Annotated in this window: 19 protein-coding genes and 3 pseudogenes; 19 read left to right on the forward strand and 3 right to left on the reverse strand. The window is 39.2% G+C overall.

The window, feature by feature from the left end; translation table 11 throughout:
- The first annotated feature begins 75 nt into the window (after positions 1–75).
- From ACYVFD_RS05200 to ACYVFD_RS05245, 10 genes and pseudogenes are all read left to right on the forward strand, one after another.
- Positions 76–1,161: a glycosyltransferase family 4 protein gene (locus ACYVFD_RS05200; RefSeq protein WP_461088713.1), complete on the forward strand. Its 1,086-nt coding sequence runs from the start codon at positions 76–78 to the stop codon at positions 1,159–1,161.
- A gap of 149 nt (positions 1,162–1,310) precedes the next feature.
- A complete protein-coding gene (locus ACYVFD_RS05205) occupies positions 1,311–2,321 on the forward strand; it encodes a glycosyl hydrolase (RefSeq protein ID WP_461088714.1) in 1,011 nt (336 codons plus the stop codon).
- A 1,282-nt stretch (positions 2,322–3,603) separates the two neighbouring features.
- Positions 3,604–4,359, forward strand: coding sequence for a class I SAM-dependent methyltransferase (locus ACYVFD_RS05210; RefSeq protein WP_461088715.1), 756 nt, complete (start codon positions 3,604–3,606; stop codon positions 4,357–4,359).
- Between the two features lie 439 nt (positions 4,360–4,798).
- Positions 4,799–5,638 (forward strand): FkbM family methyltransferase, encoded by an 840-nt coding sequence (locus ACYVFD_RS05215; RefSeq protein WP_461088716.1) that lies wholly within the window; start codon positions 4,799–4,801, stop codon positions 5,636–5,638.
- A gap of 95 nt (positions 5,639–5,733) precedes the next feature.
- Positions 5,734–5,904: a transposase gene (locus ACYVFD_RS05220; protein ID WP_461088717.1), complete on the forward strand. Its 171-nt coding sequence runs from the start codon at positions 5,734–5,736 to the stop codon at positions 5,902–5,904.
- Positions 5,905–6,233: 329 nt separating this feature from the next.
- Entirely contained in the window at positions 6,234–6,497 is a 264-nt protein-coding gene (locus ACYVFD_RS05225; protein ID WP_461088718.1) for a hypothetical protein, read from the forward strand.
- A gap of 455 nt (positions 6,498–6,952) precedes the next feature.
- A pseudogene (locus ACYVFD_RS05230) lies at positions 6,953–7,386 on the forward strand (transposase family protein); the annotation flags it as partial.
- Between the two features lie 42 nt (positions 7,387–7,428).
- Positions 7,429–8,440: pseudogene (locus ACYVFD_RS05235) on the forward strand (IS701 family transposase).
- Positions 8,441–8,454: 14 nt separating this feature from the next.
- A pseudogene (locus tag ACYVFD_RS05240) lies at positions 8,455–8,778 on the forward strand (IS982 family transposase); the annotation flags it as partial.
- Between the two features lie 103 nt (positions 8,779–8,881).
- Positions 8,882–11,803, forward strand: a complete 2,922-nt coding sequence (locus tag ACYVFD_RS05245; RefSeq protein WP_461088719.1) for a right-handed parallel beta-helix repeat-containing protein — start codon at positions 8,882–8,884, stop codon at positions 11,801–11,803.
- 282 nt (positions 11,804–12,085) lie between these two features.
- Here the strand turns inward: ACYVFD_RS05245 and ACYVFD_RS05250 are convergent, their stop codons facing one another.
- Entirely contained in the window at positions 12,086–12,304 is a 219-nt protein-coding gene (locus ACYVFD_RS05250; RefSeq protein ID WP_461088720.1) for a hypothetical protein, read from the reverse strand.
- On the opposite strand from ACYVFD_RS05250, the gene ACYVFD_RS05255 reads away from it, so the two are divergent.
- The 9 genes from ACYVFD_RS05255 (at position 12,303) to ACYVFD_RS05295 (ending at position 24,181) form a co-directional block, all read left to right on the forward strand.
- Positions 12,303–12,530, forward strand: a complete 228-nt coding sequence (locus tag ACYVFD_RS05255; RefSeq protein WP_461088721.1) for a hypothetical protein — start codon at positions 12,303–12,305, stop codon at positions 12,528–12,530. The genes ACYVFD_RS05250 and ACYVFD_RS05255 overlap by 2 nt on opposite strands.
- 917 nt (positions 12,531–13,447) lie before the next feature.
- A complete protein-coding gene (locus ACYVFD_RS05260; RefSeq protein ID WP_461088722.1) occupies positions 13,448–15,304 on the forward strand; it encodes a beta strand repeat-containing protein in 1,857 nt (618 codons plus the stop codon).
- A gap of 7 nt (positions 15,305–15,311) precedes the next feature.
- Positions 15,312–15,845, forward strand: coding sequence for a T9SS type A sorting domain-containing protein (locus tag ACYVFD_RS05265; RefSeq protein ID WP_461088723.1), 534 nt, complete (start codon positions 15,312–15,314; stop codon positions 15,843–15,845).
- 103 nt (positions 15,846–15,948) lie between these two features.
- A complete protein-coding gene (locus tag ACYVFD_RS05270) occupies positions 15,949–17,094 on the forward strand; it encodes a glycosyltransferase (RefSeq protein ID WP_461088724.1) in 1,146 nt (381 codons plus the stop codon).
- 57 nt (positions 17,095–17,151) lie between these two features.
- Positions 17,152–18,684 (forward strand): capsule assembly Wzi family protein, encoded by a 1,533-nt coding sequence (locus tag ACYVFD_RS05275; protein ID WP_461088725.1) that lies wholly within the window; start codon positions 17,152–17,154, stop codon positions 18,682–18,684.
- Positions 18,685–18,863: 179 nt separating this feature from the next.
- A complete protein-coding gene (locus tag ACYVFD_RS05280) occupies positions 18,864–20,243 on the forward strand; it encodes a sugar transferase (RefSeq protein WP_461088726.1) in 1,380 nt (459 codons plus the stop codon).
- A gap of 41 nt (positions 20,244–20,284) precedes the next feature.
- Positions 20,285–21,811, forward strand: a complete 1,527-nt coding sequence (locus ACYVFD_RS05285) for a capsule assembly Wzi family protein (protein ID WP_461088727.1) — start codon at positions 20,285–20,287, stop codon at positions 21,809–21,811.
- A 244-nt stretch (positions 21,812–22,055) separates the two neighbouring features.
- Positions 22,056–23,195, forward strand: a complete 1,140-nt coding sequence (locus tag ACYVFD_RS05290) for a serine hydrolase domain-containing protein (RefSeq protein ID WP_461088728.1) — start codon at positions 22,056–22,058, stop codon at positions 23,193–23,195.
- A gap of 65 nt (positions 23,196–23,260) precedes the next feature.
- The gene (locus ACYVFD_RS05295; RefSeq protein WP_461088729.1) at positions 23,261–24,181 is read left to right on the forward strand and encodes an alpha/beta hydrolase; all 921 of its coding nucleotides are present in this window, start codon (positions 23,261–23,263) and stop codon (positions 24,179–24,181) included.
- Positions 24,182–24,270: 89 nt separating this feature from the next.
- Here the strand turns inward: ACYVFD_RS05295 and ACYVFD_RS05300 are convergent, their stop codons facing one another.
- Both ACYVFD_RS05300 and ACYVFD_RS05305 read right to left on the reverse strand, forming a co-directional pair.
- A complete protein-coding gene (locus ACYVFD_RS05300) occupies positions 24,271–25,173 on the reverse strand; it encodes a prohibitin family protein (protein WP_461089451.1) in 903 nt (300 codons plus the stop codon).
- Positions 25,174–25,470: 297 nt separating this feature from the next.
- Complete coding sequence (locus ACYVFD_RS05305) at positions 25,471–25,905, reverse strand: DUF1573 domain-containing protein (protein WP_293682728.1); 435 nt, start codon at positions 25,903–25,905, stop codon at positions 25,471–25,473.
- Positions 25,906–25,991 lie beyond the last annotated feature (86 nt).

Genomic DNA, 25,991 nt, shown 5'->3' on the forward strand with positions numbered 1-25,991 from the left:
GAAAAGTAATGATTACATATAATTAATACGCTTAATTATATGTAATATAACACTCTAACTAGTTAGATTTAATAAATGCTGGACAGTAATGTTTATGTTAATGCTAGATTTCTTACGCAGAAAGTAACAGGTGTCCAGCGCTTTGCTATTGAACTTTCATTAAAAATAAAAAAAATATTTCCTACTATTCGCTTTGTTTCACCAAAAAATATTGTGGATTCAAGTTTGGCTTCTGAACTTGATGTCGAATGTTGGGGTAACATCACTAATGGCCAAATGTGGGAACAACTTGAATTGCCATTTTTTCTGAGGAATAAAAAAAACCCCATTCTTATTAATCTGGGGAATAGTGCTCCGATTTATTATAATAAGAATATAGTTTGTGTTCATGATATTGCTTTTTATCATCATCCAGAATGGTATTCAAAGCAATTTGCGTTCATCTATAAATTAATGATACCCAGAGTTGCTAAAAATGCCAGACATTTACTGACAGTTAGCAACTATTCGCAGGATGATATATGCCGCACTCTGCATATACCCAAAGAGCGGATAGATATAATCTATTCGAGTGTTTCGGAGCTTTTCCAGGCGCCCCCTTCCAATTTGTTGCCTAATAGATATGGACGCTATATATTAGGTGTTTCGTCAATAGATCCCAGAAAGAACTTTCTGGGGCTTATTAAAGCCTTCAAGGCTGCTAGGCTGACCGATACCCGTCTGGTAATAGTGGGCCAGCAGCATAAAGTGTTTGCTGATAATACACTTCGGAGTTTGATTGAAGGCGATGAGGCCGTTACATTTACCGGCTATGTGAATGATAACGAATTGATAAGTTTGTACCACCATGCAGCTCTTTTTGCTTATCCCTCGTTTTTTGAAGGTTTTGGTCTTCCTCCATTAGAAGCAATGGCCTGTGGTTGCCCAACTCTAGTATCCAACACAACAAGTTTACCTGAGGTTTGTGCAGATGCAAGTTTGTACGTGGATCCTTATGATATAAGTAGTATTCAAGCGGGCCTCGAGCGAATAATGACAGATGAGGCATTGCGGGGCGAGTTAGTTCGTCTAGGATACGAGCGTGTTCGCTACTTTAGTGAACAGAACTCAGCTCAAAAATTCGCAAATATTATTAAAAGATCTATAGATTGCTTACGCTAATAAGGCTTAGTGAGAGAAAATAGTAACTATTCTCTTTATACTTAATTTAGTTCTAAAGCTTATAAAAATATGTTATTAGATGTTGAAGATTATAAATTTAAACTATTTGCCTTATTTTATGTTGCCTTATAAATTAAGCAAAGATTTCTATGCCTTCAAGTAAATTAATTGTCATACTCGCTCTCCAAATCAGCCATTGCTTGTTAGCACAGAGCAGGAATGGTAGTTTTAAATATGGCGTTAGTGGACATCCGTTAACTCAAGAATCTTACTCGGAAAATATTGACTTACAAATAAATATTATAAAAGAATTAAATAGCAAATTTTATCGATTTGATGTGCCTACTGACTCAAACGGATCAGTACATAATAAAGAGTTATATAATTTGATAATAAAAAAATTAAAGAAGAACAATATTAAATTATTGCCTGTCTTAGTTTTTAATGCTAGTGTATATAACCAAAAATCTTCTCAGAAAGCTTACCAGAATGGATATAATTATGGGAGGAATTTTGCTAAAAACTATAAGAATACGTTTGATTATTATGAAGTTGGTAATGAAGAAGATAATAATTTAATTTTACCTGGAAGGCATGGAACAAATATAGCTGACTTTGATACGGTTAAAGCTTCAACTATAATGTCATATTTTAAAGGTGTCTGTAACGGCATAAGAAAAGAAGATTTATATGCAAAGATAATAATTAACCATGCTTGGGTGCATTGGGGATTTCTTGAACTGCTAAATAAAACCGAAGTTAAATATGATATAATAGGTTGTCACTGGTATTCCGAAATGTTAGATCTACAAGATGCAAATGGCGATTTTGGAAATGTAATTAATGATATATATAAGCGCTTTTATAAGCCAATATGGATTACGGAGATCAATATCAGAAATGGATCATCATTTAATTTAGCCAAAAAAGACAAAGATTGGTTTTTAAGAAATTTAAAATTTATACGATATAATAAAAAAATCGGCGCTGTGTTTTTTTATGAACTTCTGGACGAACCTGCATTTGCGAATAAGCAATCCCCTTATTATAATTTAGGTGAGGTTTCTTATGGGCTAGGAGCTTGGCGAAATAAGTATTCACATGTAACAAACAAGCCTATTTTTAATGCATATAAATTGTTTATAAAGCAAAACCCATAAACCTACTTGATAGTTGACTGACCTCCTGCCGATTAACTGACTCTTACGCAATTTGTGCGGTTTAGTGTCGATAAAGAACCCTTTTCGTAATAAATACAGCTTAGCTACCTATACATCTGCCAATTTAAAAGCTTGATGTTGTTCATTAGCTTACGAGCGCTCGGTACATATTCTCTTGACCGATTCCGAGTAATCACTTCGACGCTAGGATAGGCCATTAGCCAAACTCGCAAGCGTTCGGTAGTTAGACCTTCCAGTAAATCAATAGATAGATGCTGATTCAGTCGAATAAGTTCATAGCGTTTCGTATCGCCCACTCATTGATTCCTTGAAATGGGCCTAAAAATCCGGACACGAATTTAAAAAGTTTCGTGTCCGGATTTTTAGGCCCATCTCAGATCATAAGCTACTTGGCTGATTCGACCTGCACAAACAGCCCCCGTCCGAAGGCTACCGAGAATAAAACCCATGTAGGCGTTTAGATAGTTGTTGGTAGAGGGGACAGTTAAGCTACTGATTAGTTGAGTAGACGACTAGCCTACAACCCTCTTGAAAAATACGGCATGCTATGATTTGGCAAGTAAACAAGGAATGGAATGGAAGTTTTATACTCATTTAGCCTGAATAATCAATATGACACACAAATTGCATAAGAGCCAGTATTGGGGAGGACCTCAAGACAGTCCTGTCCTTAATCTTTAAGCGGCAAGTATTTGGGAGGGTTTTATGACTGAATATTATATCATATGTAATTGTATGTATGATCTCTAAAAGCCTAAACTTTTACACGATCATGAATATTGTTCACTTACTAAATCCGCTTATATTTGCCCAAGAATTTATATGGATAAATTATCATTTTTAATAAAACTATGAGCAGTTGAAAAGTTTTGATAAATATAAACAGTAGATTATCCGATGCTGAATACTTGGCTGGACAGTGAGTAAAGAATCAATTTCGCCCCGTTGAATTCATTGATGCTTATCGGCTAACATGAATTAATAGAAATTATTCAACGCAACTAATATTAATAATATAATTGATAGGTTATTTTGCTTTATTTTATATATCGATGCCAGTAAATTGAGAGTTTTTCGGTAACACAAATTGTTGATAATATAAATCTCTGAACCCAATTTAAATAATCATATTTATGCTTTTATAATTACAATGATAATTAATTTAATTCAAGTAATAGGTTTTACTACTCAATTAACTTGCTTAACTCAAAAATTGTAATGAACATTAGTCTAGTTAGAACTAAATTAGAAATATTAACTGATGAGAGAACTAGTACTACGCTTTATTAAAGCAATTCTTCCTAAGAAAGTTGTTGTTCTGCTTCAAGATCGGCGCTACTCTAAATTTGATGGTATGCCAACAGAAGAGTTGTTTACACATATATACAGAGAAAAACTTTGGGGAAAGGGAGAGTCAGATTTTTATTCTGGAGTAGGATCAGATGAGCAAATAATTTACCGCTATGTAAAGACAGTAGCGGATTTTATTGTCGAAAACGAAATTGAATCAATTGCCGATATTGGCTGTGGAGATTTTAGAGTAGGGGGATCAATTATTGGCTATTTGCCCAAAGATTATAAATTGCGTTACACAGGGGTAGATATTGTTGATGATTTAATTAGCTATAATCAAGCTCATTATGGGAACCAAAACACTAGCTTTGTTAAACTAAATATAGTTGAAGATAACTTGCCCAAAGCTGACTTATGTACAATCCGTCAAGTATTACAGCATTTAAGTAATGAACAGATAAAAAATATAATAGCTAAATTTAAAAATTATAAATATATTCTAGTTACAGAAGAGCAGCCTTCCGAAAGAGAGGGGATTATTGCAAATTTAGATAAACATCAAGGTCCTCACATTCGTACTGTTTATAATTCGGGTGTTTACCTTGATAAACCACCTTTTAATTTGGCTACAGATATTATACTTGAATGTGAGAGTGATTCTAAAGATCGCTTTAACAAGCCTATTAAAACAGTCTTTAGAACATATTTAATTAAAAATCATTAATTTATCTATGATAAAGTTGAGTATTCTAAACTAGCAGTTTTTTGAACTGCTGCTTCTTAAATCAGCCAATCAATCATTTTAGTTGAAAATCAAATTTGTAAAATTATATGCGAATGCCTGTTGCATTGTTTATTAGGTTTGGACAAGCTGAAACGATAGCATTCTTTGCCGATATCTAACATGAAATAAGCATTAATCAGGTTGCCATTCGTAATAGGGAGGGAACAATGAGGTATAGATGTTCCTAAACTTCGCTGACTTCATTCATTTTTGAGCAGAATTGCCTCCCGATTAGGCTTAGCCATACAGATTTCATAAGCAAATAGAGCATAATCAAGTAGAGTAACCGAAAATTTCAAACAGTAGTCTTATATTGTATGATAAATAAGCTACCTTTGTGACAATTGTGTTAAAATAGTTTAAGATACTTATTATGGTTATGGCTGATTTGTTAAAACTACCTCTCTTTATTGCAAAGTTTACTTATTTATCTGCTAAAAGCCATTTTAATAGACCAATTGATAAGCTATATATATTCATAACATTATTAGTTCTATGGTTTAAGAAGATATTTGAGCGTAAAGATAATAAGATTAAATCTCACAATATTTTTGGATTTAAAGTATATGGGTTTTCTTATGAAGCTATTGGTTTTTTATTTCAGGAAGTTTTTGTAGAGGGAGACTACTTTTTCGAACATTCGAATAATAGCCCCCAAATTATAGATTGTGGGGCTAATATAGGTATGAGTATTTTATATTTTAAAAAATTATACCCAAAGTGCAAGATTATTGCATTTGAACCTAATCCTTTTACATTTGAATTGCTTTGTAAAAATATGACAGAAAATAACCTTACCGATGTAAGTTTATATAATGTTGCTCTTGCTAATAATGTTGAACCTTTAGACTTTTATTTGAGTGATGATCTAGGAACTCTCCATGGATCACTTTTTACAGGCCGTGGGGGTGAGAAGAAATATACGGTGCAAACAGCTAGATTGTCATCATTTATTACAGACGAAATAGACGTTGTCAAGATTGATGTAGAAGGAGCTGAAAGTCAAATTTTGGCTGACTTACAAGCAAACCGAAAATTACCGTTACCAAGTAAATATTTATTAGAGTACCATCACCTTATGAATAAATCTGATATACCCCATTTATCAGATTTTTTAAAGCCTTTTGAAGAAACAGGATATTCATATAATATTAGGACAAAATATAAATATTTAGGGCAGTTTCAAGATATATTTATTCACTTCTTTTTAAGAAAATAAGACGAACATTCTCATTTGCAGTGTATAAGAACGTGTTTGGGAATTGATAAAGGCTGAGAGTCGTATCATCTTTGTATCGACCAAAATGCAAAGAAATGACCAAACAGTTTTCTAAACTGACCGACTCTCAGTGGGCCACAATATCGTCCTTTTTATCCCTTAAACGCAAACGAAAACTCGATTTATGCCAAGTAATGAATGCGATTTTATGGCTATTGCGCTCAGGTTGCCAATGGAGAAATTTGCCTGATGAATACCCGCATTAACAGGCCGTTTACTATTATTTTAATCGCTGGAAAACGGATGGGACTCTCGAACGAATCAACCGAGAGTTGAATCAACTAAATCGAAGACAGGAAAAACGTGAAGCCTATCTGCGTTTTGCATTGATAGTCAAAGCGTTAAGCTAGTGCCTATGATCTGTGAATATCGAGGTCTTGACCCACATAAGAAAACGAACGGACGCAAACGCTAGTTATTAGTCGATACCGGTGGTCGCTTGTGGGCTGCTCACGTACATGCTATCAATGACGCTGATGGCCCTGCCGCATTAATCTTGGTGAGCAATATTTTGTGGTACGGCGACTAGGTTGAAATGGTTTTTGGCGATGGGTTATACGGCGGTGTTTTTGCAAAAGCTCTGGCGACCCGGTTTGAGCGGGCTTCTCGTCCTGAATCAGCTCAGGGCTTTGTGCCCGTTGCCAAACGATGGGTCGTGGAGCGGAGCATTGCCTGGACCAATTTTTTTCGGCGGACCGTCAAAGATTACGAATTCACGCTATCTTCTTCGGTTGGTTGGCTACTTTTAGCTAACATCCAACTCATGCTACAACGTATCAGGCCGGTATCCAAAATATAATTCACCAACACGCTCTAAAGCTCATTCTTAGCAAATTCAGCCGGGCTTAGATAACCCAAAGTTTTGCGATGTCGTTGGTTTAATTGATCCTGTATCCAGGATACATCTGTTGGCCTGACAATACTAATCAAGCAAGCTTCAGGAATGTATTGACGGATCAAGCCGTTCGTGTTTTCGTTCAGCTCTATGGTAGGGATGGGTAAAGAAAGTAGTAGCACCCAAGGCCCGACCTATCGACTTATGGCCTGCAAACTCCAGGTAGTTATCGAACGTAATGCTCTTGACAGCAAACCCGCTTTAGCGAAGGGCTTTCGTAGCCGCTGTGGCTAAAGCCTCGTCCTGTTTAGAGGCCAATTTATCTATCAACACATATTTAATTCAAGTTGCGAGATAGTCTGAGCCTGCTAGTCACGAGCGTATTTTAGAGTCTCCGAGGTTCTAAAATAACAACTCCCATAACTGACAAGGCCAAAGCAATTTACTGCTTTTTAGACGATTTCTTCAAGATCAGCGCTCCTTAAGAAGATGCTCACTGTAAACTTAACCAGGCCGAAATTGCTACTACTGCTTTACTGGCAACTCTCTTCTTTTATGGTAATCAAGCCTCAGTCATGAAATATATGTAAGAATAGCATGGCCTGAAATGATCGACAAGGCAGGCTTTAATCGACGTCTGCATTGGCTTGAAGCCCGGCTAATAGCCCAGTTTCATACGTTGGGCTTTACCCTTAAAGGTCTCAGTACCAGTAGTCGTTATATCATCGACTCATTCGCTGTAGCCGTTTGTTGAAATTGCCGGATTCCCCTATGTAAGCTCCTTCAAGTGAAAGCCAATTATGGCTACAACGAAGCGAAAAAAGAATATTTCTACGGGTTTAAAATTCATTTATAGGACTTTCGCCTAGCCTTTTTTAAATGGTAAATTAGTAGAATGATCACTAAAAATGAGTACATAGAGTATTTATTGAGTACTCCTTTTAATTACACCTGTACTAACATGGCTGACCATAAACCCAACCTGAGCCACGACGTGGTCAGTGTGCGAACAGAACGCTTTAAGCCCGGCTATCTCTGGGCTATAGTCAAGGCCCAGATTGATGATTTATCAACCGCTTCGATCATTGTTGATGACAGTGTACAGGACAAACGCTATTCATTCTTTATTGATTTAGTCAAGAAACAATACTCTGGCAATGAGCACACTACAGTTAAAGGTATTGGCTTGGTTAACTTTGTTCATTCGACAGGTAATGATGGAGGTTTTTGGCCTAGTGATTACTACATCTACTATCCTGACATCGATGGGGAAACTAAGAATGACCATTTTGAAGAAATGTTTATGCGACTCATCACTCATAAACGACTCAAAACCAGACGAATACTTTTTGATAGTTGGTATGCCTCCATTACCAATCTTAAGCTCATTCACCGAAACGGTTGAACTTTCTTCACCACACTGAAGAGCAACCGTTTAGTAAGTGTAGACTGAGCCATAAGCTATCAGCATTTGGAGGCATTGATTTTTGATGAGAAAACGATGGTCAGCGGGCTACTCGTCAAGTTGAAAAAATACCTTTTATGGTCAAACTGTTCAAGATAGTTTCCCCAAACGGCGACATTGACTGGCCAGGACGCCGGAGCGTTCATTACCAATAGCTTAGACGTATCTGTAAACCTATTTGTGGCTGACTTCGCCAATGACAATCGGTGGCAGATCGAGGATTTCCATCGAAGCTTCAAACAACTGACAGTTCAGAGAAATGCCAATCTCGAAAAGCCCGTTCGCAACGAAATCACTTAGCTTGCTGCTATCAGGTTTGGGTAGCTCTGAAAGTGAGTGCCAAACAAACTGGGCAAACCATCTATCGGCTTCGAACATCTCTTTTAAAGACTATCTGATCTGTGAGTTGGCTAGACCCAGAATTCAAGCAATTTCCCTCTAAAGCGAAAGTCCTAAGTTATTGTCGATGAAAACTGCCTACCTGTCGGTTAGTTCGTAGTGGCAGGCAGTTTTGGGATGTAACGGCTCTTCAGTCGATGAGTATCAATTTGCCAGCGGGAACTGAACTCTACGGCGACAAAGGTTACATCGACTATGAGCAGGAGGATTTGTATGCCGAGCATGAACAAATTTATTTACGAATTCACCGGAAAAAGAGTAGCCATTGGCCCGATGCGGCTTGAGATGTGTTTCTAAAAAATCACTTTCGCAAACCTATTGAAAGTGTATTTGTTTTTGCTAGCCCATACGTTTGATGGACTCACTCCTGCCCACATATAATGCGCAACTAAATTATAAATAGCTGGGTGTTTTATGGGTAACCTCGATAAAACATTAATGTATTTTCTAGAGTTACCTTTGAAAAGAGTCAATTTTGATCGGTATGCGACTAATAATATATATTTTGTTGATTTGCACTGCGCAAATTGCGAATGCGCAACGTACTTTTTATGTATCAAATGCAGGAAGTGATTCTAATAACGGTTTATCACAATCTACACCTTTTCAAACAATAAATAAAGTTAATACATTAATATTGCAAGCAGGCGATAATGTACTTTTTCGCCGAGGGGATATATTTAGAGGGACATTAAATATTGTGAACTCTGGGGGGGCGGGCAACCCTATTCGTATTGATGCTTATGGAGCGGGGGGGAATAAACCTGTTATATCTGGGTCAACTCTTGTTAACGGATGGACGAGTATTGGAGGAAACAAATGGCAGGCGACTTGCCCTAGTTGTGGTACTTCAGTAACTGGATTGTATCAAAATAATTCTACATTACCGTTGGGGCGGTACCCTAACCTTGATGCATCGAATAAAGGATATCAAACAGTTCAATCTCATATAGGTAAGACACAATTGGTTAGTCAGCAACCTTTAACAACAAATTGGGTGGGAGGTGAAGTTGTCTACAGGCCTAATTTATGGATAATAAACAGAGCACCTATTACACAGCAAAACGGCAATGCACTTACTCTTAATAATACAAATGCTGGCTATGACTTAACTGATGGGTGGGGGTACTTCATACAAAACCACCCGGCTACTTTAGATCAAAGCGGTGAATGGTATTATAATTCTTCAACTAAGACTTTTCAGCTATTTAGCCTTCAAGACCCTAATAACCAACAGATTACTGCTACTGTAGCCAATATTGGAGTTTATCTTGGTAATGTTACGAATGTCTCTATTCAAAATTTAAAAGTTACTGAAACGTTTGAAATAGGTGTAAGTGCCTTTAATATTTCTAATTGTACGATTGCGAATCTTGATATAATTAATTCAGGTCAAAATGGGTTGGTAATTCATGGTGGAGGTAATACAGTAATGGTTGAAAATAATTTAATTGATCAAAGTAACAACAACGGGGTTGAAATAAAAACACTAACGAATTTAACTTTTCGGAAAAATAAAGTTAAAAGAGCAGGCATAATACCTGGTAGAGGAAATAGCGGAGATAGTCAATATTTAGGAGTAGCAACTTTTGTAACAACTAACTTAATTTTTCAAGATAATATAATTGATAGTGTTGGATTCCATGGTATAAGTTTTTCAGCACAAACAACGGGTTTAACTATAAGTAAGAATGTTATATCAAACTTTTTATTAACAAAAACTGAGGGAGGGGGAGTTTACACATTTAATGGCTCTCAGTTATCAATGTCTAATAATAAGATAATATCAAATATAATCTATAATGGTATAGGCTCACTTGAAGGAGCAGTGCCAGGCCCTACATACTCGGGTGTTAATGGGGTTTACTTAGATGGTTGTACTCAAAATGTTGAAGTAGGTAATAATACTGTCTTCAATTGTAGAGGGATAGGTATATTTATGATAGCTGTTTCGAATAACAATGTTTATAATAATACATTCTTCAATAACAACGAGAGTCAGTTAGTATTAGCAGCAGGGAATGCATGTCCTCCTAGGAACAATACTTTAACAGGCAATATTATGGTTAGCAAAACGCCAACCCAACCCGTTGCACGTTATGAATCAGCTGGAACAGACTTAGGGCAGTATGGAAATATTGACAATAACTATTATGCTCGTCCATTTGACGACGCAATTAAAATAAATGCTGCTTTTTTAGACGTAAATACAAATTCGAGTAATGCGTATGGTCTAAAGGATTGGCAACGACTTTATAGTAAAGACTTAAACTCAAAAGAAAGCCCTATTAATTATAAAGGTTTCAAAATTAACTCGATTACAGGTGCTAATAGAATTGGTAATGGTTCATTTAATAATGATATATCAGAATGGTATTCGCAGAGTTATTACAATAATGGAAAATTGGAGTGGAATAATGGCGGTCAGCTTGATGGAGGCAGCATGCGTATTTATTTTCAACCTACGTCTGGTTTTAAAGCTTCCTATATTTTTGTATACCATGATCTAGGCGTTATTACAAGTGGTACAAGCTATGTATTACGATTTGATGCTTTATCTTCAATAAATGGGAAAACGTTACATGCCTATTTAAGGACAAGAAACGGAGCGCAGGAATTGGCAACTCGGGTAGGTTCTTTATTGGGTACTACACGCAAATACTATGAAGTCGCTTTTACAGCTACTGTAAATGATTCAGATGCAGTTTTAGTACTTCAGGCTCTTGAAGATGGAGAGTCTATGTGGTTAGATAATATTAGCTTTCAGGAAGCTACTATTACTAAGGATAATCCGGATGATTTTATTAAACTTTATTATAACCCGCATTCAACTGATACTACTATAAGTCTTAATGGTAATTATCGTGATGTTAAAAATCAATTTTATAATCACCAGATCACATTAAGTTCTTTTTCATCAGTTGTATTGCTGAGAGACCTAAGCCCTGATCTGACTCCAACTGTTTACTTACCCCAAGGTAATTTTGCTACTGCACCAGATAATGTGAGGAGCTTTTCAGTAAACCTTTTTGAAAGCAATAGTATACAAACTCCGAGTGGTAGTGTTAATATTACGGTTTCTGTGCCTGTAGGTTACTCCATTTCTTTTAATAATACAATTACTAGTATAAATGTAAGTGGCGGAAGTAGTAACCCGGTTAGTGTTGATAATACTAAATGGACTGTTACCAATAACGTGTCTAATCAGCAGTTGACACTTAAAATAAATGCCGGTCAAACTATTCCGGCCAATAGTAATTCTGTCTTAGGTTTTACCCTTACTCGTACATCCGCTAATTCTGGGAGCGTATCAAATATTACTGTAAACATAACAGATGACCCAACTCGAGGATATGATGGTAATTCATTAAATAACATTTATTCTAGAGTAATCATTAGTATATAAAATGATATCATCCCGCCCCGATGCAGAGAAAAATTCGTTGACATCTATACCATCTGCAGTTTAATCGAAATACCGAAGGGATAATTCAATATGTTGAACCTGTTTAGAGTTTTTGTTTTAGGAATCTTACGAAAGAAAATAATAAAGAAGGCTATGAAATGCAATGCCTTCCAGTTGCGAACGGAGAACTCAAAACGTACTAGTAAGCCTTAGAACCGTCCAGCCGCGATTCGAACATTCTACGATCGCCCTCTTAGTTTATAGAGCTTAATCAAACATGTGTTATCCCGGCTCATAGGCCACTGAAGAGCTGTTACGTGGGTTGGGACGCACGTTCAAGACGATTCCTTGGGCTTCGGCTAATCGGAACCCATCGGTATCAAAGCCTGTGTCCGCATTGAGCAACAACCCTTTTAGGCAGATACCTGCTAGGATGCACATCTCCTCAAATAAGGTCTGAATCTCAAAAAGATCAAACGGGGTAAGGACAACCCGTGTCATGCTCACCCGACTGCGAGGTAGACCTGGTCAACACAATGCCCTGACGGTCAGTAATGAGCAAAGTATTAGTTCTATTAGTAGCCTCACGGCCTTGAAGACCAGCCATATCACCATTTTGCTGTGTATAAATACCTTCAAATTCGGCACTCGACAGACCCAGACAATTGTGGAAGATCTCTTCAGTAGATGGAGCCAAACAGCCTGCCAGCAACCAGCCAACGACTAGTTAAAGAAATATAGAAGACCATGTTCCAGCTAATAGCATCTTCTCGCCCAAAGTGTTCAAGGATGGGCAGTTCTCGCCATTGACAATCTGTTTTGAGTTGATACAACATTGAGGCAACGAGTTGATAGCGGGAACCGAGGACTGTGGCCCTCATTTCTTAACGGGCAAATGTGAAACGATCCAGGTTTCGATGGTATCTTTGCTAAGTACCCCATGAGTTAGTATGAATTTGTTTGGCAAAGCAAAGTTCGTACTAACTCATGGGGGTATTTTGTTGGACTTTAACAGGCTCGTTATTTGATGTCCGAATCATCAAGAAATTGGACTTTATAGAATCTGTCGGACTGGGTTGTATTTCGTTGGCGGATCTACTTTACTGGCTGTTGGCTTAAAAGCTGGTAATTGTTCATTCTGCTAGTGACTGATTGAGTTGTGCTAATAAAGCTATCGGGGCGAGAGGGGTTAAGCGTAGTGTATCTCAGTAACTATTTAGACCTCTAAAAGCTATAATAGTAGTCCATAAATATAGTTTATTGTATTATTGGGTTACAGATATTCGTGTGCCGGGTAAACAAACCTCAAAGCAATCTTCGTAAACTTGGCCTTTTCAAAATAGATACTTGGTTATTCACATGAGATCGCCCCAATGCTCTATGAAGTTAAACTTATTTACTGAGATTGGATAGTAAGTTTATTCTGAGTTTGCCTGAATTGGCTTAAATTTTGCTTATGAAAGCTAAGAATATGACATAGATTTTGTATAGCTTTGACTTTGTTTTTGTTCATAGAGATAGATTAGTCTGAAGATTTGTGGATTAAAGTACTCAGTTGCGTTAAATAAATTTTATGGGTAAAAGATTCTTAAGTTTCCTAGCTTCATACAATTGCCTTTGTTTGACTATTAAATAAGTGTTTTTATGGATAAAGTATTTACTATAGTAATTAATCGTTATCTGGCATTAATCTTGCTAGGTCTGAGCGCCCAAGTGGTTTTTGGGCAAACTAATTTAGTAGCCACTACTCCAAGCTCAGCAACGCCTGGTAGTGATAATACTTTGGTAGGGGTAGGAGCGGGAAATGCCAATATGAGTGGGGCCAGTAATCTCATGCTAGGCCGAGGAGCAGGAGCTGCAAATATGGCAGGTACACAGAATGCTTTCGTAGGAGCTCAAGCAGGTAGCCAAAATGCTAGTGGACAAATGAATACTTTTCTGGGATATTCTGCTGGTTTTAGTAATATGTCTGCTAGTAACAACTCATTTTTTGGGGCCTATGCTGGCTATTCAAACGCAACTGGGTTTAGTAACTTATTTGGTGGCGTAAATGCTGGCCGAGCGAATAGCTCAGGAAATTATAACTCATTCTTAGGAGCTGGTGCTGGATACAATAATACGGATGGTAATAATAATACATTCGTTGGCGCAGATGCTGGTGGAACTAATACGCATGGAGTAAATAACGTCTTTGTAGGATCTTTGGCTGGAACCAGCAATAGTACTGGCAATGGAAATACATTTTTAGGTTATCAGGCTGGTCAGGCGAATACCACAGGCTTAGGAAATACATTTATTGGAAGTGGAGTTGGTAAAGCCAATGTAGATGGCTTTTACAATTTGTTTCTTGGAAATGCTTCAGGTCAAGCCAATGTAAGTGGCAGTTATAATACATTTTTTGGTAATGCTACTGGATATTCCAACACAACGGGTGAATATAATACCTTTATTGGGCACAACGCTGGCTATGCCAATCTAAATGGTACCAATAATGTTTTTGTAGGACGTACGGCAGGGGGCGCTAATACATCAGGCAGTTTTAATCTATTTTTAGGCTATAGTGCAGGGTCTGCGAATACGAGTGGCCAGTTTAATGTGAGTTTAGGAGGAGGAAGCGGTCTAAATAACCAGGTAGGAGGAGAGAATATTTTTATTGGCCATAATGCAGGTTATAATACAAATGCCAATAATAATATAGCAATTGGTTCAGCATCTGGGGTCAATAATGTAAGTGGTTCTGATAATATCGCAATTGGCCATGGAGCAGGTACACTTGGCAATAATCTAGTCAATTCTGTTGCTATAGGTGCCAATGCTCAGGTCAATGTTAGCAATGCGATTATTCTGGGTAATAATACAAACGTTGGTATCGGTAATTCCGCCCCAAATAATAAGCTGGAAATTACACAGGGTACTGCCGGAAATAGTGGCCTTCGTTTTACTAACCTTACGAGCGCTACCTCTACTACTTTATTAAATCAAACTAAATTTTTGACTGTCAATGAACAAGGGGATGTGATATTGGCGAGTACGTCAAACAATGGAGCTCGTCTGGCGGCAGATGGAGCTGAGACATGGATAAATGATGGTAATAACTTGAAAAACATTAATGAAGGAGGAGTGGTAATCGGTCCCGGCATTCAACAAACTCCTGTAGGGTATCGACTATTTGTTTCGGAAGGTATTTTGACTGAGAAAGTGAAGGTTGCTATTAAAAATGCTGATGAATGGTCGGATAAGGTGTTTAGCCGCACCTATCACCTGAGAAAATTGTCAGAAGTTGAACAATATATTAAAGCAAATCAGCATTTACCGGGTATTCCGTCGGCCGAGCAAGTTGTAAATGAAGGTATTGATGTTGGCAAAATGGATTCGAAGTTGCTGGAAAAAGTAGAAGAGCTAACTCTATACATGATTGAGCTCAAGAAAGAAAATGAACTGCTCAAAAAGCAGAGCAAGCGGATGCAGCAGCAAATTAATCGACTACAACATCATAACTAAAGCGACCATGCGATTCATACTAACTATAGTAAGTTGTTGCGTAGCTTCGTTATGCGTAGCACAGGTTACGCCTAAATCCTTACGGATACAGATTAGCTACGAAAAGAGTGGTAAGTATCTGGAACAGGCTGTAGAAACCATAGTTGCTTTCAATCATATTAAACCTACATCTGTAGTGGATTATCAGGCTGGCAGTTCGATAACCTTATCACCTGGTTTTCTTGCGTATAATGGAAGTACATTCACCGCTGAGATTAAGCCAATCGAGAATAGAAGTGAATTCACTCTAGAATTAAAAGCTTATCCTAATCCCTTTGAACAGTCAACAGTAATTAACTTTACATTGCCGGAGGCAGGGAAGATTAATCTGGTAGTTGTTGACGAAAAGGGCCAGATTATAGAACGGCTGCTAGAGAATAGTTCACAATCTGCAGGACAGCACACATTCGAATGGAAGCCTCAAGCGCTCTCATCAGGTATATATATACCTATCCTTAAAACGGATCGACAGCAAGTAAGTAGTCGATTAATAAAAAATTAACAAAATGGCCCGCTTGAGAGCGGGCCATTTTGTTAATTATAAGCAAAACAGATATGATTACCTATTTTTGTTGGTAAGTTATTCGTACGTAAGTACTCTTATTATGAAAATAGCTCTTGTACAGGATGGGTTAATGTGCCGTGCAGGTGGTGAACAAGTCGCCTTATGTTTTCATAAGGCATTTCCTGAGGCACCCATTTATACACAATGTTATCAGCCCGAACTTACTTTTCCTGAATTTAAAGAGTGCGATATTCGAACCACCTGGCTACAGTACATTGCTAAAACAGATGATAGGATGAAGAGTCTATTCTTTCCATTAGGAGTTTGGGCAATGCAATCACATGATTTAACAGAATATGATGTAGTATTAATGTCAGGTACACACTGTGCAAAATACGTTAAAGTTCGTCCTGACGCATTAGTTATCAGTTATAGTTTTACACCTTTTAGACTGGCTTGGGATCCCACTTCATATGCTCAATACAAAGAAGCAGGCCCTGTAAAAAAAATACTTTTTGATATAGTACTGAAATACCTGCGAAAGGTAGATTTCAAGTTTGGTCAACGCCCTAATTATTTTGTGGCAATGACTGATGAAACATCTGAACGATTACGTAACGCCTATCATATTGCTGGAAATCTCGATATTATCAATCCACCTGTTAATGTTAATAAATTTTTTGTAAATAATGGCCCCAAAGACTATTTTCTGATAGTTTCACGACTGGAATATTATAAAAAAGTAGATTTAGTAGTTGAGGCATTCAGCCGACTAGGATATAAGTTAATTGTTGTTGGGAAAGGTGTCCAAGCTGAAGAAATAAAGGCTTTAGCAAAGCCAAATGTTACATTTTTGAGTGGTTTGTCAGCTGAAGAATTAGCGGTACTATATGCTGGATGTCGAGCTTTTATATTTCCACAGCATGAGGATTATGGCATAACTCCTTTAGAAGCTAATGCTGCTGGTCGGCCTGTTATAGCCTATGGAACTGGTGGGGTCCTCACAACTCAAATACCGTTGAAAAGTAACTCTTCGCAGGCAACAGCTCTCTTTTTTAAGAACCAAACAATCGAAGATTTGATTGAGGCAGTAAAGCAATTCGAATTAGTAGAGCACCTTTTTGACCCAATATTCATTCGAAGGCATGCTGAAGCGTTTGACGAGCCTATATTTATACATAAAATTAGGGAGTTTGTTAACGATAAATATATGCAGCATCAACAATCGCTAACAGCAATAAATTGATAGCGTCGGCATTATTATTGTAAATTCTTTTATTCCTTGTTTAACGGCCGGCAGCGTATGCGTTTGATAGCAGCCTTATGTAGAGTACTAATAGTGGTTTTATGGAGCACTTTTTTTTTGCAATTGTCTGCACAACCTCTTAGAAAGCCTAATCTGTTTACTGCTGAGATAGGAACTTATTTATCTTCCTCAGGTGAAACTCCCTTCTGGCTGAGGGCAAATCAGTTCGGTATAGTTCCTAATAGACATAATGTAGTTACATTTAGGGCGGGTGTTTATGGCCAATATGATTCTAGCCGCCACGGTAATGGTCGTTGGCGTGATTCAAAATATGATTTCGGATACGGCCTGAATGTAGTTGTAAATGCGTCATCCAATCAACTACCTTATGAGAAAAAAGTACTACTACCTGAGGCTTACATAAAAGCACGTAGAGGTGTTTTTGAAATATATGCTGGGCGGAGACGAGAAATGTTTGGTTTAGTTGATTCTACCCTGTCGACAGGAGCTTATGCTTGGTCTGGTAATGCAATGCCAGTACCTAAAATTCAGATTTCAATTCCAACGTTTACACCTATTGGCTTTACTAAAGGATGGGTTGCTATTCAGGGAACGTTTGCCCATGGCTTTCTAGACGCGAATGGATATGTCCAAAATAAAATGCTGCATCAGAAGTCTCTTTATTTACGCTTTGGTCGTCCACAGGATCTTATACGTATATATGGCGGGGGGAACCACCAAGTTGTTTGGGGAGGGCATCTAACTGACCCTACTAGTAACCCAAATGTACAGGCCGGAGGAAAACTGCCTTCTGGATTGATTAATTATTTTTATGTTGTAACAGGGCTTTTCCCTCCTCAAAGTGACACAAGCCAGTATAACTATTTTGACTTAACAAATCGTATAGGTAATCACCTTGGATCAATCGATGTAGCATTTGAAATAGACCTTGTAAGGCATACATTGTTCGTTTATCGACAAAACGTTTATGACGATGGTTCCCTATTCTACTTAACAAACATTGCAGATGGTTTGAATGGGATACGATTACGTCGTAACAACCCGAATGCTGTTATACGAGATATTCTTTTTGAGTTTTTGAATACAACTAGTCAGGGTGGTCCTGAATTTATTATTGATGACCCACAAAGACGTGGAAAAGATGATTATTTTAATCATCAACAATTCAGAGACGGTTGGGCCTATCGTCAGCATACGATTGGGACTCCATTCATTCCTCCCGCTTTAGGTCCCCAAGACCAATATCCATCAGGTACTTTTACTGCCAATAACCGAGTTTACGTTTTTCACACAGGGTTGGCTGGTAGTTTACCTATGTTCTGGAGTCTATTTGCGAGACCGATGTCTTATCAAATCAAATTATCGTTTAGTCGAAATTTGGGCACCTACAATAATCCTTACTATACAATTCGAAATCAGTTCTCAGGTTATGCTAGTTTAGGTATGTCTTTTGTGGGGGGATTGATGGTTAATGCCAGTGTAGCTATTGATCAAGGGGAGCTTTATCAAAATGGCTTAGGTACTTTTGTAAGTATTCGCAAAAGTTGGAATAGAAGTTTAAATAAGTAGTTGTTTTTTTTATTTTGTTTACATGACGCTTTTTTTTGTGAGAGTTAATTACTAATTTGCGGAAATATTGATTAAACCGTAGGATAATATTCCTATGTAGTCTTCAGGTCAATACCTTACTTTAGTACTATTGAGCCATGACAATTAGTTGATAAACCCGGTGAGTAGACCTGGAAAGGATGAGACATCGTTATTCCATATTATTTTTTCCACTTCATGTAATTGTTGACTTTCTGAGCCTTAATGCGGCTTTTGTAGGGGCCTATTGGATAAAATTTGGGCCTATTGATCCGTTATTAGAACCACCTTATGCATCACTATTAGGATTGTTCAATCTAGTATGGTTACTGGAAATCTTAGTTCTAAAACCTTATATTTTTCCTCGACAGCTCTTTAAGGCTGACCATTTAATAAAGAAATTGCTCATTTTAATGGTCATCCACGTATCTGTAATTTCAATCTATTGGGTAGCTATTAGAGCTTATTACTATTCGAGAGAACATCTTCTTATAACTTATTTACTATTTACTGGATTAGCTGCATTTATACGAATAGGGGGGTTAATCTTTTTGAGAGAGTTTCGCGCCAGGGGATATAATAATCGACGGTATGTGGTTGTCGGATATGGTAAGCTAGCTGCATCTATTAAAAGTTTCTATGATGCGCACCCCGAAATGGGCTTTCGTTTCTGTGGTTATTTTGATGAGCCTTCTCTGGAAAACCAGGGTTTGCTTGCTGGAAATTACAACGATCTTCCAACATATATTAAAGAAGAGCGAATCGATTGTGTCTACTGCTGTATGCCTTATATTAATAACGATAATTTAAGGCCTATTGCTGACAACGCTGAATTGCTTGATTATCAGGTGAAATTACTAGTTGATTTTAGAGGATTTTTGGCTCGAAGCACTTCCATTGAATACCATGATTTCCTCCCTGTTTTGAATTTATCATCGGAGGTGCTAGCCGATTTTCGAGTAAACATCTTTAAACGCTCTTTCGATATACTTTTTTCTTTATTAGCTCTAGGTTTAGGGGCTCCATTCTTCCTTCTTATAGCTTTAGTCACAAAAGTCACATCTCAAGGACCTGTCTTTTATGCACAGGAACGTATTGGTCGTGCTGGGAAACCTTTTAAGATATACAAGTTCCGCAGTATGTATGTAGATGCTGAAAAAACGGGGCCAGTTCTATCGGCAGGTTTACTAGATGATCGTATTACACCTTGGGGACGGTTTATGCGTAAAACCAGACTTGATGAAATACCTCAATTTTATAATGTATTGATCGGGGATATGTCAGTTGTGGGGCCAAGGCCGGAACGACAGTATTTTATTGACCAGATCGTCGAAATCGCTCCTGAGTATCGCTCTTTACTAAATGTAAAGCCGGGCATTACATCTATTGGGCAGATTCGTTATGGCTATGCTGCAAACGTTGACGAAATGGTCCAGCGGCTTCGTTATGACTTGATTTACCCAGAACGTCGATCGTTTTTATTCGATATGTGGATCATCGCCCAAACGCTCCGGGTTATGGCTCAGGGGCGTGGTAAATGATCATATATATGGCCCATCTGTCAATTAGGCCAGTATTCTCTATGAAGTTTGCTCGTTTGTTGGTTTGGTTGGTAATTTATATTACCTGTGGGTTTGGAATTACGTATGGACAACGTGCAAACCAGTATCAATTTGAACTAGGTGGTTTTGCTCCTTCAGACAACACACCTTTTTGGCTGCGTGCAAATCAGTATGGCACAGTTCCATTAAAAAGTCCTACAGGCAGGGTTTCTGTTGGATTACGAGCTGACTACCAATCAACAGACAGTACAGGCTATAAACCACGAATAGATTGGGGATATGGAATAAATGCTGTTGCTAATGTAGGCCAAACCAATCAAGTATTACTTCCTGAAGCTTACTTGAAAGGGCGCTGGGGCGCTTTAGAGCTTTATGTTGGGCGTCGAAAAGAGGTGATTGGCTTAATGGATACCTTGCTAACGACAGGATCATACATCTGGTCGGGAAATGCGTTACCAGTTCCTAAAATTCAACTTGCTATTCCTCAGTTTACACCTATTGCCTTTACAAAAGGTGTCGTCTCCTTAATGGGAACGTTTTCTCATGGATGGTTTGAAAATGCTGATCGATTGATAAAAGGAAGCTACCTACACCAATCTTCGGTTTATGGCCGGTTGGGGAAGCCAACTTGGCGATTTCGACTATATGGAGGATTTAATCATCAGGTGATGTGGGGAGGGCATACTGACTATGTAAGCCCAAATATTGGAACGGACGGACGATTGCCGTCAAATATCAAATACTTCCCGGCAGTTGTATTGGGTACGCGAGATCCATTTTCGGAAGATAAGAATATTCAGACAATTACACATTTTGAGGAAAATCGAATTGGAAATCATCTAGGCTCAGTTGATTTGGCGGCAGATGTGAATGTAGGCCATTGGAATCTGTTTGTCTATCGCCAATTTATTTATGATGATGGGTCGCTCTTTTATGGTACTAATCTGGACGATGGTCTGAATGGCTTACGGTTGCGAAATCGGAATGAGCCTCAAAATTCAGCATTTTTTCTGCGGCAGTTTACTGTAGAATATCTGTTTACAGGGAGCCAGGGTGGAGATGTATTTATCCTTGATGATCCGCAGCGACGAGGACGGGATGATTACTTTAACCATAGCCAATATTTAGATGGCTGGACATACTTTGGTCGTACAATTGGTACTCCATTTTTGACGCCACAACAAGAAGTTAATTCGTCGTTACCTCCGCGATATGGCATTGCCAACAACCGAGTTAGTGTATTTCACTTAGGTTTAAGCGCTTTAGTAGCTGGTAAGGTAGATATAACGACCCGTTTATCATTTAGCCAAAATGCCGGCACCTATCCAAATCCTTATATAACTATTCCAAACCAATTTTCAGGTTTATTAACAGCGTCGTTGCCTGTTAACTTGTTTGGGGGAACCGTTTTAAACGGAGCACTTGCACTTGACTCAGGTGAATTACTGCCAAATAGTTTTGGAGGGCAGATTAGCCTGCGTAAAACAGGTGTTTTTCAACAAAAGAAGAAACCAAAAACTATCCTTTCACCCCGATGGGGATTTTGATGGAAATCCAGAAAGGGCCAATAACGAACTTTCATACTATTTTAACTGAGCAGATGACGTAGGGGTTGGTATAAATGCTATTTTTGTTTATAATGATTAGTACTAAAAGTATATTGATTTAAAGTGGGTGGGGATGGTGTGGACGAATAAAATCTGGAGCTGGTGCAGTAGTTTGATTCTCATTGCGATTGGTTTTGCATGTAGTCAGGATTCTCAGAAAAATTTGAACCGATCTGCGAGAGAAATGCGTAACTGTGCTGATGGACAGTTGCTAAGTTCTAATCAAGAGGCCGCTATTCGCCAACAAATTGATGCGGACCGGAAAAGCCAGCAGATTGATGAGATCATTCGGCAGAAAGTTCGGGGTGGCCTGAACGGTAATGTACTGATTGCCCAAAAAGGTATTGTTCTCTATAAACATTCGTTTGGCTTGGGGCATTTTGAAAAGAGCCTGCGAGATACCTTAGTCGAAGACTCCAAATTTCAATTGGCCTCCCTTTCGAAAACATTTACCGCCGTGGGCACACTGAAGCTCATCCAGGCTGGTAAATTGAAGTTCGAGGATACCATCCAGAAATATTACCCGGATTTTCCCTACCATGGCATTACGATTCGTGACCTACTCTGCCATCGGAGTGGCTTGCCCAATTACCAGTATGCTTTTGACGATAGCATGAAGGTCAATTTCTATAAGAAAGAAAAACCTTATCCGAGTAATGCGACCATCATGTACTGGTTTGCTACTGTAAAGCCTACCCCCAGAGCCTATAATATTCCAGGACGTAGTTTTAGCTATAGCAATACCAATTATATGGTGCTGGCGTCGATTATCGAAAAGGCGACCGGACAGAGCTATGAGTCGTTTATTCACAAGAATATTTTTGAGCCACTAGGTATGCATCAGACGTTTGTGGCAACTACCAAAAACGATTCAATTAATCATCATCGAACGGCAGGTTATCAGTGGAATCGTCGAATACCTAAGGACTACTATGATGATGTGGTAGGCGATAAAGGGATTTATTCAACAACGGGTGATTTATTTCGATGGTACAGGGCACTAAATGCGGACTGTCTGCTGCCAAAGAAATTGCTGGCTGAGGCCTTTATACCGCGTAGCTTTGAACGGAAAGGGGCTAAAAATTATGGCTATGGCTTTCGGATGATGCTCAACGATATGAATCAACCGGAATATATTTATCACTCGGGCTGGTGGAAGGGCTATAATACTATGTTTTGGTTCAGTCCAAAAGACGAGTATGTGATTATTATCCTTGGTAATCGCTATAATACAACTGTATATCGGGTTAAAGAGCTCATTGATGTACTCCATGGCGGTTCAACGGATAGTACATCAGAGGCCGATAGTGAGGTAGAGATATGAGTAGAGCCGACTGAGAAGTCGGCTTTTTTACGGTATACGCTTATTTTTTATCATCTTACGTTTGTATGCGCTCACTCCTCATTAGTATGTTTTTTATTGCCAGTCTGCCCCAACTTGCCCCTGCTCAGGAAGTGATCAAACTTTGGCCCGACGATGCAATTCCGAATGCGATTGCTGGAGCAAAAATTACAGAAGCTTCGGTAACGGATGCCAATGGTATCCTGCGCATCAGCAATGTATCGGTGCCTACGTTAACCGTTTATCTACCTGCTAAAGAGAAAATGACAGGCGCGGCCGTGATGATCTGTCCGGGAGGAGGTTATTCTATTCTGGCCGCCAGCCATGAAGGGTCGGATATTGCTCGCTGGTTTAATGAAATGGGCGTTGCGGCTTTCGTGCTGAAATATCGACTGCCAAACCCAGACATTATGACGAATCAACAGGAGGTGCCTTTGCTAGATGCTATGCAGGGAATGACGCTGATCCGACAAAATGCGAGTCGTTATGGTATAGTCCCCACTAAGATTGGTGTTATGGGGTTTTCGGCAGGTGGGCATCTAGCGTCGACGCTTTCGACCCATTATCATCGAGGTCCTAAAGCCAGCGAGTTGGCCAAGCCGAACTTTGCTATTTTAATGTATCCAGTAGTAACTTTCGGTGAGAAAGCACACACCGGCTCACGGGATAAACTGTTAGGTAAACTGAATACATCGCCTGAGATGGTGGCCTACTATTCCAATGAATTGCAGGTAAGTAACCAGACCCCGCCGACATTTCTGGTACATTCTGAAGATGACAAAACGGTTCCGGTAGAGAATAGCATCAACTATTATCTGGCCTGTCTGAAAAACGGTTTATCGGCCGAAATGCATCTCTATCCAGCCGGAGGACATGGTTATGGACTACGTACCGCCAAATTTGGGTCGCTTAATAAATGGCCTGATGCCTGCAAGGCTTGGCTAACCAGTTTAGGAGTAGTTAAATAAGTAGCTGGAAAAACTAATCAGTTTGGCGTCTGACGTGTGATGGTGCAGCCATTGGCTATCCCTATCGCGCATCAGACGCCAAACCGTTTTTAGTCGTTCAAAATTAATGGCACATTTCCTCGACTGCCCATTATGATAATTTTTGCATTGGGTGAGGCTGCTAACTCCCGTTGCGCTTTGATCTGCTCATATTGAAGTTGTTTGTCGGTCAGTCCCGTGGAAAGAATTTTCTGGTAGTCCGCTATCCCCTGAGCCTCAACGCGTTTTCGTTCAGCTTCCTGCCTTTCTTTTTGCAAGACAAACTGCATTTTTTGCGCATCCTGTTCGGCATTGATTTTCGATTCAATCGTTTTCTTAACCGAAGCTGGTAGGTCGATGTTGCGGATCAGCAATTGTTCAAGCATTAATCCCCGCTTCCGGAAATCGGCTTCGATGGTTTTGTAAATGCGGCCCTGAAACTCATCGCGACGGGTAGAATACAGCGCAACCGCATCGTAATAAACGGCATTGTCGCGTATACGTGTGCGGGTTATTGGGCGAACAACCTTGTCCGTATAATCTTCCCCAATTTGGCGATAAATTTTAGGCGCATCATCCGAAACAACCCGGTATAGAACCGTAAGGTCAATGACTACTTCCAAGCCGTCGGCCGTAAGGACGCGTATGGCATCGTCACCTTGCTTCTGGCCTTCATCGTGGGCGGCCGACATTGTGTAATTCTGGGTTTTGATGTCAAATTCGGAAACCGTGGCCAGCGGATTCACAAAATTAAGGCCAGCGTTGAGGACTCGGTCGCTAACATTGCCAAATAGAGAAATAACACCGACTTGGCCGGCATCAATTTGTCGAATACTGGACATCAAAGCTCCCAGTACAAGTAAAATAAGCCCAACCACTTTGGCGGGCCTTGAAAAGCGCGAAATAGTCAGCGCAGGGGTATTGATGGCAAATCCGGCGATTAGCACCAGAAAGCCGAGCATGATGAAAAACATGATGAATGTTAAATGAGCCGCCCAGATGAACGGCATAGTTGAATGGTTAAGAACGGTAGGGCAGAGTTGATAAAGTGCCGAACAATCAGCGATGGGGCGGTGTCATGAGTGGCTATAGGTCAGTAGACGAACCAAATATACCTGGTAATGCCCTGATTGCGTACAACTATCGGAAGAATGGGCGGCCAACAGGCCGATTGGTTGTGGAGCAGGATGATGAAATAAACAGGCACAAAAAAAGGCATCCGGTAAACTACCAGATGCCTTTCTTAACCACACTATTAACCCTTCAGTAGATTAGCGTGAAGTTTTCTTCTTGGGCGCTGTAGCCGCTGGCGTAGCCGCGGTTTCAGCCTCTTTCTGTGTCACAACCTCGCCCTTCAGATACAAAACTGTTTGACCAGCTTCGGCATTGCTGGTTACCGTTACCGATTTATTGAACGGTCCCATGGCAGCCGCGTTAAATGTTGCTGATACTGTTCCCGTTTTGCCCGGCATGACTGGTTCACGAGTCCAGCTTGGCTTTGTGCAGCCGCAAGATGCCTGTGCATCGCTGATTACAACTGGATCAGCACCCGTATTTTTAAATTCAAATACGTAGGTTACCGGTTTGCCTTGCTCAACTTTGCCGAAATCATGCGTTTCTTTCGCAAATTTCAGTACTCCTTTTTGGGCGTAGCTAACTGCAACAAACACAAATAAAGCTACGAAAAGTGAAAAAATCTTTTTCATTGGACTAAACGGAATTATGATTTGGTTGTTAAGATACTTACCCTCACAACCTCAATCATAGCAAACATTCTGCCAATCCTTGCAGG

Source organism: Spirosoma gilvum (genome assembly GCF_054776815.1).